General features: G+C 67.5%; 19 protein-coding genes. 11 read left to right on the forward strand and 8 right to left on the reverse strand.

The features are described 5' to 3' along the window. The first annotated feature begins 64 nt into the window (after positions 1–64). The 5 genes from A9974_RS19900 to xerC all read left to right on the forward strand — a co-directional run bounded on the left by A9974_RS19900 (position 65) and on the right by xerC (position 4,589). Positions 65–931: a lysophospholipid acyltransferase family protein gene (locus tag A9974_RS19900; protein WP_183005900.1), complete on the forward strand. Its 867-nt coding sequence runs from the start codon at positions 65–67 to the stop codon at positions 929–931. 52 nt (positions 932–983) lie between these two features. Continuing rightward, positions 984–1,886, forward strand: a complete 903-nt coding sequence (locus A9974_RS19905; RefSeq protein WP_183005901.1) for a lysophospholipid acyltransferase family protein — start codon at positions 984–986, stop codon at positions 1,884–1,886. Positions 1,887–1,985: 99 nt separating this feature from the next. Then, positions 1,986–2,897, forward strand: coding sequence for a diaminopimelate epimerase (gene dapF, locus A9974_RS19910; RefSeq protein WP_183005902.1), 912 nt, complete (start codon positions 1,986–1,988; stop codon positions 2,895–2,897). A 4-nt stretch (positions 2,898–2,901) separates the two neighbouring features. Next, the gene (locus A9974_RS19915; RefSeq protein ID WP_183005903.1) at positions 2,902–3,579 is read left to right on the forward strand and encodes a DUF484 family protein; all 678 of its coding nucleotides are present in this window, start codon (positions 2,902–2,904) and stop codon (positions 3,577–3,579) included. A gap of 32 nt (positions 3,580–3,611) precedes the next feature. Beyond that, positions 3,612–4,589: a tyrosine recombinase XerC gene (gene xerC, locus A9974_RS19920; RefSeq protein ID WP_183005904.1), complete on the forward strand. Its 978-nt coding sequence runs from the start codon at positions 3,612–3,614 to the stop codon at positions 4,587–4,589. 10 nt (positions 4,590–4,599) lie between these two features. Here xerC and A9974_RS19925 read toward each other — a convergent pair whose 3' ends face one another. From A9974_RS19925 to A9974_RS19950, 6 genes are read right to left on the reverse strand one after another with little or no spacing between them, the layout of a single operon-like run. After that, positions 4,600–5,751 carry a nickel/cobalt transporter gene (locus A9974_RS19925; RefSeq protein ID WP_183005905.1) on the reverse strand — a complete coding sequence of 384 codons (1,152 nt, stop codon included), beginning with the start codon at positions 5,749–5,751 and terminating at the stop codon, positions 4,600–4,602. Then, on the reverse strand, positions 5,742–6,425 hold the full coding sequence (locus A9974_RS19930; RefSeq protein ID WP_183005906.1) for a DUF1007 family protein: 684 nt from the start codon (positions 6,423–6,425) through the stop codon (positions 5,742–5,744). Before A9974_RS19930 ends, A9974_RS19925 begins: the two co-directional genes overlap by 10 nt. Then, positions 6,386–7,369 (reverse strand): metal ABC transporter substrate-binding protein, encoded by a 984-nt coding sequence (locus tag A9974_RS19935; protein ID WP_183005907.1) that lies wholly within the window; start codon positions 7,367–7,369, stop codon positions 6,386–6,388. The genes A9974_RS19930 and A9974_RS19935 overlap by 40 nt, the downstream gene beginning before the upstream one ends. A gap of 19 nt (positions 7,370–7,388) precedes the next feature. Continuing rightward, positions 7,389–8,255, reverse strand: coding sequence for a metal ABC transporter permease (locus A9974_RS19940; RefSeq protein WP_183005908.1), 867 nt, complete (start codon positions 8,253–8,255; stop codon positions 7,389–7,391). Then, positions 8,252–8,974 carry a metal ABC transporter ATP-binding protein gene (locus A9974_RS19945; protein ID WP_183005909.1) on the reverse strand — a complete coding sequence of 241 codons (723 nt, stop codon included), beginning with the start codon at positions 8,972–8,974 and terminating at the stop codon, positions 8,252–8,254. Before A9974_RS19945 ends, A9974_RS19940 begins: the two co-directional genes overlap by 4 nt. After that, on the reverse strand, positions 8,971–9,141 hold the full coding sequence (locus A9974_RS19950) for a hypothetical protein (RefSeq protein ID WP_183005910.1): 171 nt from the start codon (positions 9,139–9,141) through the stop codon (positions 8,971–8,973). The genes A9974_RS19945 and A9974_RS19950 overlap by 4 nt, the downstream gene beginning before the upstream one ends. A 150-nt stretch (positions 9,142–9,291) precedes the next feature. On the opposite strand from A9974_RS19950, the gene A9974_RS19955 reads away from it, so the two are divergent. The 5 genes from A9974_RS19955 (at position 9,292) to hslU (ending at position 13,883) form a co-directional block, all read left to right on the forward strand. Continuing rightward, complete coding sequence (locus A9974_RS19955) at positions 9,292–9,795, forward strand: Fur family transcriptional regulator (RefSeq protein ID WP_183005911.1); 504 nt, start codon at positions 9,292–9,294, stop codon at positions 9,793–9,795. Between the two features lie 279 nt (positions 9,796–10,074). Then, positions 10,075–11,208: a GTP-binding protein gene (locus tag A9974_RS19960; RefSeq protein WP_183005912.1), complete on the forward strand. Its 1,134-nt coding sequence runs from the start codon at positions 10,075–10,077 to the stop codon at positions 11,206–11,208. 127 nt (positions 11,209–11,335) lie between these two features. Then, a complete protein-coding gene (gene dksA / locus A9974_RS19965; RefSeq protein ID WP_006216410.1) occupies positions 11,336–11,800 on the forward strand; it encodes an RNA polymerase-binding protein DksA in 465 nt (154 codons plus the stop codon). 130 nt (positions 11,801–11,930) lie between these two features. Then, positions 11,931–12,470: an ATP-dependent protease subunit HslV gene (gene hslV, locus A9974_RS19970; protein WP_025136243.1), complete on the forward strand. Its 540-nt coding sequence runs from the start codon at positions 11,931–11,933 to the stop codon at positions 12,468–12,470. A gap of 78 nt (positions 12,471–12,548) precedes the next feature. Continuing rightward, complete coding sequence (gene hslU / locus A9974_RS19975; protein WP_183005913.1) at positions 12,549–13,883, forward strand: ATP-dependent protease ATPase subunit HslU; 1,335 nt, start codon at positions 12,549–12,551, stop codon at positions 13,881–13,883. An 87-nt stretch (positions 13,884–13,970) separates the two neighbouring features. On the opposite strand, the gene A9974_RS19980 is transcribed toward hslU, so the two are convergent. Beyond that, positions 13,971–14,276: a copper-binding protein gene (locus A9974_RS19980; RefSeq protein ID WP_183005914.1), complete on the reverse strand. Its 306-nt coding sequence runs from the start codon at positions 14,274–14,276 to the stop codon at positions 13,971–13,973. A 143-nt stretch (positions 14,277–14,419) separates the two neighbouring features. Between A9974_RS19980 and A9974_RS19985 the strand changes: the two genes are divergently transcribed. Next, positions 14,420–14,983: a cob(I)yrinic acid a,c-diamide adenosyltransferase gene (locus A9974_RS19985; RefSeq protein WP_025136246.1), complete on the forward strand. Its 564-nt coding sequence runs from the start codon at positions 14,420–14,422 to the stop codon at positions 14,981–14,983. Between the two features lie 55 nt (positions 14,984–15,038). On the opposite strand, the gene lipA is transcribed toward A9974_RS19985, so the two are convergent. Next, the gene (lipA, locus tag A9974_RS19990; protein ID WP_183005915.1) at positions 15,039–16,046 is read right to left on the reverse strand and encodes a lipoyl synthase; all 1,008 of its coding nucleotides are present in this window, start codon (positions 16,044–16,046) and stop codon (positions 15,039–15,041) included. Positions 16,047–16,223 lie beyond the last annotated feature (177 nt).

The raw sequence follows: 16,223 nt of genomic DNA on the forward strand, positions 1-16,223 counted from the left end.
GCCGCGGGAGGGGTCTTTCCCGCGAGCACCGGCATCACCATGCCCGATCTCACTCATTTGCCGCATGCTGCTCGTCCTGTTCCGCCTGTTTGCCGCCCTGCCCCTGCCCGTCGCGCACGCGCTGGGGCGCCTGCTTGGCCGCGCCGCCTATGCGTTTCCAGGCAAATACCGGCGCCGGCTGCAGGCCAATGCCGCCCAAGCCGGCTACCCGGGCGCGGCCTTTGCCCGCCAGGCGGCGGGCGAGGCCGGCGCGATGATCCTGGAAATGCCGCGGGTCTGGTTCCGCAATGAGCCCAGCCTAGCCCAGGTCGTGTCCGACGACAACGCCATCGTGGATGCCGCCCGCGCCGAAAACCGCGGCATCCTGTTCCTGACCCCGCACCTGGGCTGCTTCGAGATCACCGCCCGCTACCTGGCCCGCCAGATGCCCATGACGGTGATGTTCCGCCCCCCGCGCAAGGACATCCTGGCGCCGCTGCTGGAAACCGCCCGCAACAGCTCGGCCGTCAACGCCGTGCCCGCCACCATGCAAGGCGTGCGCGAATTCGTGCGCGCCCTGCGGCGCGGCGAATCGGTGGGCATGCTGCCCGACCAGGCGCCCGGCGTCGGCGACGGCGTCTGGGCGCCCTTTTTCGGGCGCATGGCCTACACCATGACCTTGCCCGGCAAGCTGGCCACCCAGACCGGCGTGCCGATCATCCTGACCGCCGGCGAACGCTTGCCCGGTGGCCGCGGCTGGCGCATCCATTATGTGCGGGTGCCCGAACCCCTGCCCGCCGACCCGCAGGCCCAGGCCGCGCTGCTGAACGCCGCCATGGAGACCCTGATCCGCCGCTGCCCGCAGCAATATCTCTGGAGCTACAACCGGTACAAGACCCCCCGCGGCGCGCCGCCGGCGCCCGCCGACGGCACCGCCACCGAACCCGGCTGACGCCACCGCAGCGCCTCTTCCGCCGCCCAGGTCTTATGCCTCACCCTTGCCCATGAACGATTCAAAAACGGATAAAAAAACGCGCACGCTGGTGTCGCTGCTGAAATGGTTCGGCCGCATGCGGCCCGGCACCCGCCAACGCATCGGCGCCGCGCTCGGCTGGCTGGCCATGCACCTGGCCAAATCGCGCACGCGCATCGTGCGCCGCAATCTCGAACTGTGCTTTCCCGATCAACCCGAAACCGTGCGCGAGCGCTGGGTACGCGAACATTTCCGGGCCCTGGCGCAATCCATCGTCGACCGCGGCGTGCTCTGGTATGGCACGCCCGAGGCCATCAAGGACATGGTCACGCAAAGCGGCGCCGAACGCATCAATGAACTGACCGCCCAGGGCCGCACCGTCATCCTGCTGGCGCCGCACTTCATCGGCCTGGACGCCGCCGCCACCCGCCTGACCATGGAAGTACCCAGCGCGGCCACCATGTACACCCCGCAAAGCGACCCGCATATCGACGCGGTCGTGGCCGCCGGACGCGCGCGTTTCAACGAGGTCTTCCTGGTCAGCCGCAAGGATGGCGTGCGCGAACTGATCCGCCATCTGCGCGCACCGCGCCCGGTGTATTACCTGCCCGACATGGACTTCGGCCGCCAGGGCGCCGTGTTCGTGCCGTTCTTCGGCATCCAGGCGGCCACCCTGCTGGCGACCGCCCAGCTGGCCAAGAAATGGGACGCGGCAGTACTGCCCATCCTGGATTTCTGGAATCCGGAAACCGGTCGTTACCACGCCGAAGTGCTGCCCCCGCTGGAAAACTTCCCGGGAGACGACACGCTGGAAGACGCCACCGCGCGCCTGAACCGCGAGCTCGAAGCCTGGGTGCGCCGCTGCCCCAGCCAGTACTACTGGGTCCACCGCCGCTTCAAGACCCGGCCGCCGGGCGAAGCCAAGATCTACTAGTCGGCGGGCGCCCCTGCGGCGGGACGCCGCAAGTGGCCAGGCCGCCCGCACGCAACATTGCCCGCCGGCGCCACGGCGCTGGCGGTTTCCCGCGCCAGAATGGGCGATAATCCCCCCATGAACTGGAACTTCACCAAAATGCATGGCGCGGGCAACGACTTCGTCGTGCTCGACGGCGTTCGCCAGGCCATCGAAATGACGCCCGAACGCGCCCGCGCGCTCGGCGACCGGCACTTCGGCATCGGCGCCGACCAGATCCTGCTGGTCGAACCCGCCACCCGGCCCGACGCCGATTTCCGCTACCGCATTTTCAATTCCGACGGCAGCGAAGTCGAGCATTGCGGCAACGGCGCGCGCTGCTTCGTGCGCTTCGTGCACGAACAAGGCCTGTCCGACCGCAATCCGCTGCGCGCCGAGATCGCCACCGGCATTCTGGTCCTGGACGAAGGCGACGACGAACAGGTCACCGTCGACATGGGCAGCACCCGCTTCGACCCGGCCGCATTGCCTTTTGACACCGCCGGACTGACATCGCGCACCGAAGGCCAGGACACCCTCTGGGAGCTGCCGCTGGATGCGCCTGCCGGCCTGCCGCAAAACGTAGCCCTGTCCGCCGTGGCCATTTCCAACCCGCATGCGGTGCAGGTGGTCGACAATGTCGATACCGCGCCCGTCGCCGTCATCGGCCCGCTGATCGAAAATCACCCGCGCTTCGCGCGCCGGGTCAACGCCGGCTTCATGCAGGTGGTCGACCGCCACAACATCCGGCTGCGCGTGCACGAACGCGGCGCCGGCGAAACCCTGGCTTGCGGCACCGGCGCCTGCGCCGCGGTCGCGGCCGGCATCCGCCGCGGCCTGCTCGATTCCCCGGTGCGCGTGCAAACGCGCGGCGGCGTGCTGACCGTCGCCTGGACCGACGGCCAGTTGCGCATGACCGGCCCGGCCGAATCCGTCTTCACGGGGCTGGTCGACATCGACAAGCTCGTCTTTTCCATGGCGCTGAACCGATAACCCCATGACCGATACCGCTTTCACCGCCCAGGACATCGCCGCTTTCCTGCAGGAACATCCCGGCTTCTTCGACCAGCACGCCGACGTCTTCGCCACGCTGCAGGTGCCGCATCCGCACGGCTCGCGCGCCATCTCGCTGGGCGAACGCCAGATCCTCACGCTGCGCGAACGCAACCGCGAACTCGAATGGCGCCTGAACGAACTGGTGCGCAACGCCACCGCCAACGAAACCATCGGCGGCCACGTCGCCAAGTGGTGCTGCCGCCTGCTGTCCGAAAACGACCCGCAGCTGGTGCCTGGCGAAATCGCGCTGGGCCTGGCCGAGCAGTTCGACATCAACCATGTGGCGCTGCGCCTGTGGAACCTGCCTGACCTGCCCGAAACCGGCTATGGCGAGCCCGTCACGCAAGACGTGCGCACCTTCACCGACAGCCTGAAAACACCGTATTGCGGCACCGACACCGCCTTTGAGGCCGCCGGCTGGCTGGATGCCAAGCCCAAGTCGCTGGCCCTGGTGCCGCTGCGCCTGGAAGCCGACGGCGCCAGCGTAGGCTTGCTGGTGCTGGGATCGGACGACGCCGAACGCTTCACCCCCGACATGGGCACCGCGTTCCTGGAATCCATCGGCCAGCTGGCCTCGGCCGCGCTGCACCGGCTGAACCCGGCCGCGCCCAAGGCCTGATCCCCATGACAGCGGGGGCTCCGGAGCACGCCATGCCAGACCCGCAAGCCCCGGACGCCCCGCTGCCAGACCCGATGGCCGCCTGGCTGCGCCATCTGGAAGCCAACCGCCGCTATTCCCCCCACACGCTGGACGGCTACCGGCGCGAACTGCACTTCCTGCGCGAACTGGCTGACCGCGCCAAGCTGCCGCTGGACAAGCTGAGCAACGGCCACATCCGCCAATTCGTCGCGCGGCTACATGCCCAGGGCCGCGGCCCGCGCAGCCTGGCCCGCACGCTGGCGGCCTGGCGCGGCTTCTATCAGTGGTGGGCCCCTGCCATCGGCCTGGCCGGCAATCCCGTCGCCGGCGTGCGCGCCCCGAAGGCGCCGCGCGGCCTGCCCAAGGCCCTGTCCGTGGAACAGACCCAGGCGCTGCTCGACCGCCCGCAGGCCCAGGTCGCCACCGAACCGGCCCCGCTGCGCGACCAGGCCATGTTCGAATTGCTGTATTCCAGCGGGCTGCGTTTGTCTGAACTGGTGGGGCTGGACCTGCGCTACGAGCGCTCGGCCGACTATGAATCACGCGGCTGGCTCAACCTGGACGAAGCCGAAGTCATCGTGCTGGGCAAGGGCGGCAAGCGCCGCTCGGTGCCGGTCGGCCAAGCCGCCCTGGCCGCCCTGCGCCGCTGGATCGACGTGCGTGCGCAACTGGCGCCGCCGGCCGCGCAGCCCCAGGACGCGGCCGCGCTGTTCCTGGGCGCACGGGGCCGGCGCATTTCGCCGCGCGTGGTGCAGCTGCAATTGGCTCATGTCGCGCAGACCGCCGGCCTGCCCACCCACGTGCATCCGCACGTGCTGCGCCACAGCTTCGCCAGCCACGTCCTGCAATCGGCCCAGGACCTGCGCGCCGTGCAGGAAATGCTGGGCCACGCCAACATCTCCACCACCCAGATCTACACCCGGCTGGACTTCCAGCACCTGGCCCGCGCCTACGACCAGGCGCATCCGCGCGCCGGGCGCAAATCCTGACGCCGGCGGGTCAGCCGCCGCCAGCCAGCATGCCGCCCAGCAGCAGCACTCCCAACATCAGCACGGCCAATGCGGCCAGGGCTTCCACGCCATAGCGCAGGCGCGCCGCGCCCACGCTGGATAGGCGGCCGCCCAAGGCCGTGGCCGCGCTGCCGGCGGCAACCGCCAGGCAAGCCAGCGCCGCGACCGTCAGACCCGTGCCCAGGCCCATCGCCAATGCCGACGCCACGCCCGCCATGAAAAACCCCTGCGACAACGCGAACACCAGCACGATCAACGCGCCGCTGCAGGGGCGCAAGCCCACTGCCAGGATCGCCGACCACGCGCGCCGCCAGTTCAGCGGCCCCACCATCTGCTCCGGCGGCGGCACATGGGCATGGCCGCAACCGCAGTCGTCGTGATGCTGGTGATGGATGTGGGCATGTTCCGGCGCATGGCCCTGCAAACCCTTCTGCGCGGCCACCGGTCGCACGGGTGCCGTCTGTACCGTGATGGCCCGTAACGCCGCGCCCCCCTTCAAGACCGGGCCCGGCACCACGATCACGGCCGGCATTGACACGACGGTGGCCTGCCCCGCCTGCCGTTCCACGGCCACCCGCTTGCGCAGCAATGGCCGGACCGCCTTGACCCACACCAGCCACGCGCCCAGCAGCGTCACCAGCGCGTATGACGCCAGCTCCAGCCAGCGCGTGGCCTGGTTCATGGTGGCCGCCGTCGCGTTAAACACCAGCGCCAGCGCCGTCACCATCGCAATCGCCACCAGGGCCTGCGCCAACGAAGACACCAGGGCCAGCACGGCGCCGTTGCGCGCGGTCTGCCGGTTGGCCAATACATACGAGGAAATCACCGCCTTGCCATGGCCCGGTCCCAACGCGTGGAAGACGCCGTAGGCGAAGGACAGGCCGATCAGCGTCCAGGCCGCGCCGCCATCGGCCTGCCAGGCCCGCACCGCGCCCGTCAGCTGACGGTAGAAGTGGCTTTGCCACACCGACACCTGGCCGAAAAAGCTCGCCAGCCAGCTTGGGCCGCCCAGGCCTGCGCCGCTTTCCGGCACGCCGAACGGGTGCGCGCCCTGCGCGTCGGCCGCGCCCATCCAGCTCATGGCGGCCAGTGCCAGCAGCCATGCCAGCGCGGCGGCGGCCGGACGCCGGATCACGAACATTGGACCTCGATGCGGTGCGTCAGCCCCTTGGTAATGGCAAAGAGTTCTTCCGGCAGCGCATCCGGATCGGCCGGTATCGCGGCCAGTTGCTGCATGGTGTTCCAATCCAGTTCCTTGGGCTTGCGGTACGCCGGCTTGCAGGCCGCCGCGCCCGGCCCGCCCAGCGTCACGGCGCCCTTCTCGTCGAAGGCGTAGGCCACGAAATACGTCGGATCGTAGATGTCGACCTGGGCGCCCGCGGCGTCCAGCGCGGCGGGCTCGGCCAGCGGCAACGTGAAGGCCAGCGCCAATCGGCCGGTCTTGGCGTTCCAGGTCACGCGCGCATCGCGCGGCGCGGCGAACGCCGCGGTCTTGCCCGCCACGGTGACGCGGGTGAAATAGTGCGAGACCGGCTCGCCCAGCGCCTTCATCCAGTCTTGCGCCATGCCCTTCAAGGTGTCGTCGGCAAGCGTGCCGCCCTTGCCTTTCTTGAGCCCTTGCGTGGCGTAGGCGCCGAACATCTCGTCGAACAGCCAGACCTGCCGCACCGCGGTGATGCGATGCTGCTCGTCCAGATCGACCACCGCGCGGGCGTCGATCCACATATGCGGGTGCGCGCCGGCGGCAGTGGCCGCCAGCGCGCCCGTCGCGGCGATCAGGGCTGCAAGGCCGCGGCGAGCTGACGTACGTTCCATTCAAACATTTCCAGGTAGGTGGCGCCGGGTTGTCCAGGCTTGGACAGCGCGTCGGAATAAAGCGTACCACCCACTTTGGCGCCCGTTTCGCGCGCGATCTGCTGCACCAGACGCGGGCTGGTGATGTTCTCGACGAACACCGCCGGCACCTTGTCGCGCTTGACCTGCTCGATGATGCGCGCCACGTCGCCGGCCGCGGGCTCCGCCGCAGTCGACACGCCGACGGCCGAAATGAATTCCACGCCATAGGCGTCGCCGAAGTAGCCGAATGCGTCATGCGACGTGACCACCTTGCGACGCTCCGCCGGAATCGCCGCGAAGGTCTTGCGCACCGCCGCGTCGGCTGCCTGCAAGCGGGCGATGTAGGCATCGGCGCGCTGGCGGTAGGCGTCGGCGTGCGCCGGGTCTGCGGCGGCCAGGCCGTCGGCCACGTTGCGCGCGTAGATCACGCCGTTGGCCAGGTTCTGCCAGGCATGCGGGTCGGCGTCGCCATGATGGTGGCCGTCTTCGCCGCCATGGGCATGGGCCGAGCCATGATCCTGGTCCTTGTCGCCGTGGTCGTGGCCATGGCCGGCGAACTTGCGCGGCGTGATGCCCTTGGACGCCACCACGGTCTGGCCGGCAAAGCCCGACGCCTTGACCAGCCTGGGCAGCCAGGCCTCGAAATCCAGCCCGTTCACGAACAGCACCTTGGCGACCGACAGCTTCTTGGCATCGGCGGGGGTGGGTTCGTATTCATGGGCATCGCCGTCGGGACCGACCAGCGTGGTCAGCTGCACGTCATCGCCGCCGACTTCGCGCACGATGTCGCCCAGAATGGAAAAGCTGGCCACGGCCTGCAACGGCTGGGCGGCGTGCGCCGCCCCGAACGTCGCGGACAACCACAGGCCGGCGGCGGCCAGCAAGGCGCGGCGGCGCGACAGCGCCGGCAATAGGGTAGGCATAGCGTATCTCCTTGAGGGGTCAGGCCCGGCGCGATCTGCGCGGCGCCCGCAGCAGCCCGCCTTGCGGGCCGCAAACGATGGAAAACAGGTAACAGACGCCGGCGGCCAGGATGATGGCGGGCGAGGCCGGCACATTGAAGTGGTACGACACCAGCAGGCCGGCGACCGAGGCGGCCACGCCCACGCCAGCGGCCAGCGGAATCTGGCCGGCCGCCGAACGCAGCCAGAAGCGGGCGGCGGCGGCCGGCAGCATCATGATGCCGACCACCATCAAGGTACCCAGCACCTGGAAGCCCGCCACCAGGTTCACCACCACCAGCACCAGGAACCCCATGTGGACCCAGCCGCCGCGCCCGCCGCTGGCGCGCAGGAAGCCCGGGTCCAGGCATTCGGCCACCAGCATCCGGTACAGCCCCGCCAACGCCACCAGCGTGACGCTGGCCGTGCCCGTGACCAGCAGCAGCGCCGCGTCGTCCAGGCCCAGCACCGTGCCGAACAGCACGTGCAGCAGGTCCATGTTGGAACCGCGCAGCGACACCAGCAGCACCCCCAGGCCCAGCGATATCAGGTAGAAGGCGGCGAAACTGGCGTCCTCGCGCAGCGGCGTCAGGCGCGCCACCAGGCCGGCCAGCAGCGCCACGGCCAGGCCGGTGGCGATGCCACCCAGCATCATCGCGCCCAGCGACAGGCCCGACAGCAAAAAGCCCGCCGCCACGCCCGGCAAAATGGCGTGCGACATGGCGTCGCCCATCAGGCTCATGCGCCGCAACACCAGGAACACGCCCAGCGGCGCCGCGCCCAGCGACAAGGCGCTGGCGCCGGCCAGCGCGCGGCGCATGAATCCGTAGTCCAGGAAGGGCGCCACGGCCCACTGCAGCGCGGTCATGCGAACGCCCCCGCGTGCCATTGGCGCGCCGTTTTCAGGTGCGTATCGCACAGCGTGGTTTCCGTATCGCCCCAGGCCACCACCGAGCCGGACAGCAGCAGGCATTGCGGAAAATGGTCGCGCACCATGTCCAGGTCGTGCAGCACGGCGATCACCGTGCGGCCCTGACCGTGCAAGCCGCAAAGCAACGCCATCAGGTCGTCGGCCGTGTGGCTGTCCACCGCGGCGAATGGCTCGTCCAGCAGCAGCACGGGCGCGTCCTGCAACAGCATCCGCGCGAACAGCGTGCGCTGCATCTGCCCGCCGGACAGCGTGTCCACGCCGCGCGCGGCCATGCCCGCCAGGCCCACCGTGTCCAACGCGTGCAGGCAGCGATCGATTTCCTCGGCCCCGTACCGGCGCCACGCGCCGACGCGACGCCACGCGCCCATTGCCACCAGATCCAGCACGGTCACCGGAAAGGACCGGTCGAGTTCGGCAGCCTGGGGCAGCCAGGCCAGTTCGGAACGGCCGGCCCCGCCCACGGTGACGCTGCCCGACAGCGGCCGCAGCACCCCCATGATGCCTTTGATCAATGTCGACTTGCCGGCGCCGTTGGGGCCGACCACGGCGGTCATCGCGCCCGGCTCGAAGCGGCCCGACACGCCGCGCAGGGCCGCATGCCCGTGCCAGCCGAAGGACGCGTCCCGCAGCTCGATGGCGACTGGCGCGGCGCTCATCGCGGCCACCAGCCCATGGCCCAGCCGGTGAGCGCCCACAGCACGGCCGACGCGGCCAGCGCGTAGGCCATGCGGCGCCAGGCGGACGCCAGGAAGCTGGAACGGGGGTAAGCGCCCGGCCCCGGCGCGGCGCCGGGCCGCGTGGGCAAAAGCGTGAAATGAGACATGGGAACGGCAGGCTGCGGAACAGAATTATTATGTTATATCATAACTAAAAAGCTTGAATCGGCCGCTTTCGCCCGCATCAAGGTGTTTTCTGCTACCTTCCAGGCATCTCGCGCGCGTCGCGCGCGTTCCTAATTCAGATGAAGCCCGCCATGCCCGCTCCGCCCCGTTCTCCCCGCAGCGACACCGTAGGCGCCCAGCTCAGCGTCGCCGAGACGCTGTGCGAACAGCGCGGCCGCCGCTTGACCCCCATCCGCCGCAAGGTGCTGGAACTGCTGTTGCGTCACGGCCGCAGCCTGAAAGCCTACGAACTGCTCGACGCCATGCGCGAAGTCCACCCGGGCGCCGCGCCCCCCACGGTCTACCGCGCCCTGGACTTCCTGATGGACGAAGGCCTGATCCATCGCCTGGATGCCGTCAACGCCTGGAGCGCCTGCCATGACGCTGGCGGCGCGCCCCACGACCTGCTGGTGGTCTGTACTGGCTGCGGCGCCGTGTCCGAGGTCTCCGACCCCGCCATGAGCCGCCAACTGGCCGAACGCGTCGCCCAGACGGGCTACGTCCTGGCCACCCACGAAACCGAGATCCGGGCGCTGTGCCCGCAATGCCAGCAGAAGCAACCCGCCGACGCCGGGCACCACCACCATCATCATTAAGACCCCAGGGCGGCCCCTCTGCAGCGGGGCCGTCCGCCCCCTGGCCGCGGCCGCCTGATCCGGACCCTTGAAATCCGGAAAATTGCCCCAAAATAGTGATATCGCCCGATACTTGACGGCGTACAGCCGCGATCTGGGCGGCTATGGCCCCCGGGTTGGCCCGGGGTTTGCCCCCTGCCCCCGACTGTGCTGTAATCCTGCGTCCGGCCCCTCCAGGCGGCCCTCGCAGCCTGTGGCGGTGACCCTTTACCGCCTTACTTCACGCAAGCAGCTTCGCCCATGAACACCCCGCGCAGTTTGGACAAAATGGTTCCCGTCACCATCCTCACCGGCTTTCTCGGTGCGGGCAAGACCACCCTGCTCAAACGCATCCTGACCGAATTCCACGGCCGCCGCGTCGCGGTCATCGAAAACGAATTCGGACCGGAAAGCATCGACAACGACCTGCTGGTGCAGGACAGCGATGAAGAAATCATCGAACTGTCCAACGGCTGCGTCTGCTGCACGGTGCGCGGCGATCTGATGCGCACGCTGTCCGAGCTGCGCGCCAAGCGCGAAGCCGGCACCCTGAATTTCGAACGCGTCATCCTGGAAACCACCGGCATGGCCAACCCCGGCCCGGTGTGCCAGACGTTCTTCATGGACGACGACATCGCCGAGTACTACCGCCTGGACGCGGTGGTCACGGTGGTCGACGCCAAGCACGGCATGGCGACGCTGGACGAGCAACCCGAAGCCCAGAAGCAGGTCGGCTTCGCGGACCGCATCCTGATTTCCAAGAAAGACCTGGTCAACGACGTCGACTACGAAGCGCTGCGCAACCGCCTGGTGCACATGAACCCGCGCGCGCCCATCACCGCGGTCAACTTCGGCGACGCCGACCTGAAGTCCATCATCGACATCAGCGGCTTCAACCTGAATTCCATTCTGGACATCGACCCGGACTTCCTGGCCGATGAACACCCCGACGCCGCCCACAGCCATGCCCACGGGCACGATCATGGGCACGGCGACCACGGCCATGATCACGGTCACGACCACGACCATGAGCACGAAGGCGATTGCGGGGCGCATTGCAATCACGCGCATCATCACCACCACCACAAGCATGACGACGAAATCGGCGCGTTCGTGTTCCGGTCCAACAAGCCGTTCGATCCCGCGCGCCTTGAGGAATTCCTGGGCGGTGTGGTGCAGGTCTATGGTCCCGACCTGCTGCGCTACAAAGGCATCCTGTACATGAAGGGCATCAACCGCCGCATGTTGTTCCAGGGTGTGCACATGATGATGGGCGCCGAACCCGGCAAACCGTGGACCGCGGCCGAAAAACCGTCCACCAAGATGGTCTTCATCGGACGCAAGCTGCCCCAGGAAATTTTCACCCGGGGCTTGGAGCAGTGCCTGGCGGGGTAATCCCCTTTTTGGATACGTGACGTGGTGCGACGAAGGCAGTACTGTGAGGTACGGATAGCGTAGGCAGCAAGCACACGGACCGGGAAGGCAACCCCGCGCCAGGATCGATTCATAGTGGAGTGTTTTCATGGCTACCAAGGCAGCAACCAAAAAATCAAGCAAGTCGACGAGCGATACGGCGATTGATCTGCCCAGCGAGAAGGAATTGCTGGCCATGCCCGAGTCCGACTATATGAACGAACGTCAACTGGCGTTCTTCAAGGAACGGCTCAAACAACTCGAACAGGACATCCTGGCCAACGCCGGCGAAACCACCGAGCACCTGCGCGAAACGCAGTTCGTGCCCGATCCCGCCGACCGCGCCACCATCGAGGAAGAACACGCCCTTGAGCTGCGCACCCGCGACCGCGAGCGCAAGCTGCTGAAAAAGGTGCAGCAGTCCATCGCCCGCATCGACAGCGGCGAATACGGCTGGTGTGAGGAAACGGGCGAACCCATCGGCGTTCCGCGCCTGCTGGCCCGCCCCACCGCCACCCTGTCGCTGGAAGCGCAGGAGCGGCGCGAGATGCGCCAGAAGCTGTACGGCGACTGATCCGTCCCGTTTTCGGCATCACCCTGAAAGGCTATGCTGCTTTGGCAGCATGGCCTTTTTTATTGCCGTGGCGACAAGCCTTGATTTCCCTTGGATCGCCCCCAGCTAGTCGTTTCAAAGGAAGGAACGCATGGAACAATTTCACGCCACCACCATCGTGTGTGTGCGCCGCGGCAACCGCGTCGCACTCGGCGGCGATGGCCAGGTCACCCTGGGCAATATCGTCGTCAAGGGCACGGCACGCAAGATCCGCCGCCTGTACCACGACAAGATCCTGGCCGGTTTCGCCGGCGCCACCGCCGACGCATTCACGCTGCAGGAACGTTTCGAAGCCAAGCTCGAAAAGCACCAGGGCAACCTGATGCGCGCGGCCGTGGAACTCACCCGCGACTGGCGCACCGATCGCGTCCTGCGCCGGCTCGAAGCCATGCTGATCGTGGCCGACACCGAACACACCCTGGTGCTGACCGGCAACGGCGACGTGCTCGAACCCGAACACGGCCTGGCCGCCATCGGCTCGGGCGGCGCCTATGCGCAGTCCGCCGCGCTGGCGCTGCTGCGCAACACGGAACTGCCGCCCGAGACCATCGTCAAACAATCTCTCGAGATTGCCGGCGACCTCTGCATCTACACCAACCAGAACCACGTCATCGAAACGCTGGGCGACTGACGCCTGCCGCGCGGTGCAAGTTTTTGCGCCGCGGCTCGCGTCCCCCAGCCGGCCCTAGCTTTCCAAGGATTCGCCTTCATGTCCGCATCCAACATGACGCCCGGAGAAATCGTCTCCGAACTCGACAAATACATCGTTGGCCAGAACCGCGCCAAGCGCGCCGTAGCGGTCGCCCTGCGCAACCGCTGGCGCCGCCAGCAGGTGGCCGAGCCGCTGCGCCACGAGATCCACCCCAAGAACATTCTCATGATCGGCCCGACCGGCGTGGGCAAGACCGAGATCGCCCGCCGCCTGGCCAAGCTGGCCAACGCACCGTTCATCAAGATCGAAGCCACCAAGTTCACCGAAGTGGGCTACGTGGGCCGCGACGTCGACACCATCATCCGCGACCTGACCGAATACTCGATCAAGCAGACGCGTGAACTGGAAATGCGCCGCGTGCGCACCCAGGCCGAAGACGCCGCCGAAGACCGCATCCTGGACGCCCTGGTGCCGCCCCCGCGCGGCGCGTCCGGCGAACCCGAACGCGGCGAAGACAACAGCGCCCGCCAGACCTTCCGCAAGCGCCTGCGCGAGGGCAAGATCGACGACCTCGAAATCGAGATCGAAGTCGCCCAGGCCGCACCGCAGATGGACGTCATGACGCCCCCCGGCATGGAAGAAATGGCCGAGCAGCTGCGCGGCATGTTCGCCGGCATGGCCCGCGACAAGAAGAAGTCCAAGAAAATGAAGGTGCGCGAAGCCTTCAAGCTGATCGTCGACGAAGAAGCCGCCAAGCGCGTCAACGAAGAAGACCTGCGCACCGCCGCCATCAACAATGTCGAGCAGAACGGCATCGTCTTCCTGGACGAGATCGACAAGATCGCGGCCCGCCAGGAAAGCGGCGGCGCCGACGTCTCGCGCCAGGGCGTGCAACGCGACCTGCTGCCGCTGGTCGAAGGCACGACCGTCAACACGCGCTACGGCATGGTCCGCACCGACCACATCCTGTTCATCGCCTCGGGTGCCTTCCACCTGGCGCGCCCATCGGACCTGATCCCTGAACTGCAGGGCCGGTTCCCGATCCGCGTCGAACTCGAATCGCTGACCGCCGAAGACTTCGTGCGCATCCTGTCGGACACCGACGCGTCGCTGACCAAGCAGTACACCGCGCTGATGGCCACCGAAGACGTGCAGCTGGAATTCACCGACGAAGGCGTGCGCCGCCTCGCCGAGCTGGCCTACGACGTCAATGAAACCACCGAGAACATCGGCGCGCGCCGCCTGTACACGGTGATGGAAAAACTGCTGGACGAGCTGTCGTTCGACGCCACCTCCAGCAGCGACAAGACGGTCAAGATCGACGCCGCCTATGTCAACGCCCAACTGGCCGAAGCCGCCAGCAGCCAGGACCTGGCCCGCTACGTGCTGTAAGCGGCGGCCCGGCAACGGGCAGCGCCCAACGAAAAGGCCCGCCGCAAGCGATTGCGACGGGCCTTTTTACGCAGGGCGCGCGGATCGTCAGTTGGCGATAGCCGTCACCACGTATTTGCCGTCCTTGCGTTCGGCGGTGAAGCGGACCTTGTCGCCCGCCTTGATCTTGGCCAGCAGCGCGGGATCGGCGTCGTACACCAGCGTCATCGCTGGCAGATCCAGCGCCTTGATGGCGTCGTGCTTGATGGTGACCTTGCCCGCGGCCGGGTCCACGCGCCGTACTTCGCCGCTGGCCTCGGCCTGCTGCGCGAACGCCAGCGGCGTTGCCAGCGACACGACCGCCATCGCGGTGGCGACGGCCGTGGGCATTGCGTATTTGCGGTTGAAAGCCATGCGTTATCCTCCGATTGCAACGAAAGCGCGGGAGCAGCCAGACGGCATTCCTGCGTTTTCCACAATGCTAGGATACCGTCCTTACGCAATAGTTCACCCGCAATAACGCAACAATCTTGACGGTTGTTTTCAAAGGACCTCTCATGGCCAACCGCCTTTCCGTCATTGCCACCCGCACCGGGGACGACGGCACCACCGGGCTGGGGGACGGGTCGCGCGTACCCAAGGACGCCGCCCGCATCGCCGCGCTGGGCGACGTGGACGAGCTCAACAGCGTCATCGGCCTGCTCCTGACCGAACCGGTCTCGTCCGAGGTGGCCGAAGATCTGCTGACCATCCAACACGATTTGTTCGATATGGGCGCGGAATTGTGCATCCCCGGCCATGTCGCGCTGGCCGATGCCCAGGTGGCGCATCTGGATGCGCGGCTGGCGCATTACAACGCGGCGCTTGCCCCCTTGCGCGAATTCATCCTGCCAGGAGGCTCGCGCGCGTCCGCGTACGCCCACCTGGCACGCACCACCTGCCGCCGGGCCGAACGCGCCGTGGTGGCGCTGGCGCGCGCCGACGCCGTGAACACGCCGGTGCGGCAATACCTGAACCGGCTATCGGACCTGATGTTCGTGCTGGCGCGCTACCTGAACCACCAGGCGGGCCGGCCGGACGTGTTCTGGACCAGCCGCGTGTCGCGCCCTGCCGCGGAATGAAAAATGCCCCGCAAGGGGCATTTTTCATCGTGACGGAAACTGCGCGCGCCGTGGATCAGTTGGGCACGCCCGCCGCATGCGCCTGCTCGTCGGCGTGGTACGACGAACGCACCATGGCGCCCACCGCCGCGTGCGAAAAGCCCATCGCGTAGGCTTCACGCTCGAACATCGCGAACGTATCGGGATGCACGTAGCGCAGCACCGGCAGGTGGTGCTCCGACGGCTGCAGATACTGGCCGATAGTCAGCATGTCGACGTTGTGCTCGCGCATGTCGCGCATCACCTGCAGGATTTCCTCGTCCGTCTCGCCCAGGCCCAGCATCAGGCCGGACTTGGTCGGAACATTGGGATGCAGCTTCTTGAACTCGGCCAGCAGCTTGAGCGAATGCAGGTAGTCCGAACCCGGGCGCGCCTGCTTGTACAGGCGCGGCACCGTTTCCAGGTTGTGGTTCATCACATCCGGGGGACCCGCGTTCAGGATGGTCAGCGCGCGGTCCAGGCGGCCGCGGAAGTCGGGCACCAGCACCTCGATGCGGGTGGACGGCGACAGTTCGCGGATGTGCGTGATGCAGTCGACGAAATGGCCGGCGCCGCCGTCACGCAGGTCGTCGCGGTCGACCGAGGTGATCACGACATACGACAGCTTCATCGCAGCGATGGTGCGTGCGAGGTTTTCGGGCTCTTTGGTGTCCAGCGGATCGGGACGGCCATGGCCCACATCACAGAACGGGCAGCGGCGGGTGCACTTGTCGCCCATGATCATGAACGTGGCGGTGCCCTTGCCGAAGCATTCGCCGATGTTCGGGCAAGAGGCTTCCTCGCATACCGTGTGCAGGTTGTGCTCGCGCAGGATGCGCTTGATATCGTAGAAGCGCGATCCGGGCTGGGCGGCCTTGACGCGGATCCATTCCGGCTTCTTCAGGCGTTCAGCGGGAATGATCTTGATCGGGATGCGCGCCGTCTTGGCCTGGGATTTCTGCTTCTGCGTCGGATCGTAGACCGCTTCGGCGGGCGCAGCGGCAGGTTCGTTCGAGGGAACAGACGACTCGGCAAGCGTAGACATGAGACACCTTCACGACCGGCGCGCGCGGCGTCCCGGTCTGAGACAAAAAAGGCATTTTACCCTCCGCCGCCAGGATCCGCCCTGAATGGCCATACGGACGGCGGGCGCAGCGGTCTGGGTTATCGTCACGCCTGACGAATTTCCCCCCTGCCCGCCATGTCTTGCCTGCCTGTCCCC

This window comes from Achromobacter sp. UMC71 (genome assembly GCF_014170305.1).
Lineage (GTDB): Bacteria > Pseudomonadota > Gammaproteobacteria > Burkholderiales > Burkholderiaceae_B > Achromobacter.